The 410-nt window shown below is 41.2% G+C and carries 1 protein-coding gene; it reads left to right on the top strand.

Annotated features, from left to right (window positions below; translation table 11 throughout):
- The first annotated feature begins 33 nt into the window (after positions 1 to 33).
- A complete protein-coding gene (locus ATB78_RS27965; RefSeq protein WP_061011122.1) occupies positions 34 to 408 on the top strand; it encodes a hypothetical protein in 375 nt (124 codons plus the stop codon).
- Positions 409 to 410: the final 2 nt, after the last annotated feature.

The following is a 410-nucleotide window of genomic DNA, read 5'->3' as shown; positions in this document are numbered from 1 at the left end:
CCTTAACAGGGCGTTATAACTCAAGGAGAAATTGTGAAGCTGAAGAATATCAAAGGCGTGGCTAAGAACTTCACCTTATCATTTTTTAGTGGCGCAAATTACATCGATGGCGGGTTTGTCCGTGATGATATCTTCAAACTGGCTAGTCTTAAAGCGGGTGATTTAGTGAAAATTAGTTGGATTCCAACTAAAGATGAAGAGCTGTTTAAGCTAACGCCTAGAGTGCGCAAGACGGTTCTCGCTTATCGCAAGTGGCTACCCGAATTATGCGAATCACACAGTTTTCCTATCGAATGCTTCGAAGAATTTTATATATCGGCTTATCGTGCTGATAACCATCAAGTTTATGTCGAAGCGGTAGTTGTTGATCTAAATGGCAAGATCTATCAGCTGCCAATTTGGGTTTGAGT

Source organism: Vibrio sp. CUB2 (genome assembly GCF_001557945.1).
GTDB classification, from domain to species: domain Bacteria; phylum Pseudomonadota; class Gammaproteobacteria; order Enterobacterales; family Vibrionaceae; genus Vibrio; species Vibrio owensii.
This window is presented reverse-complemented; position numbering and strand designations above follow the sequence as displayed.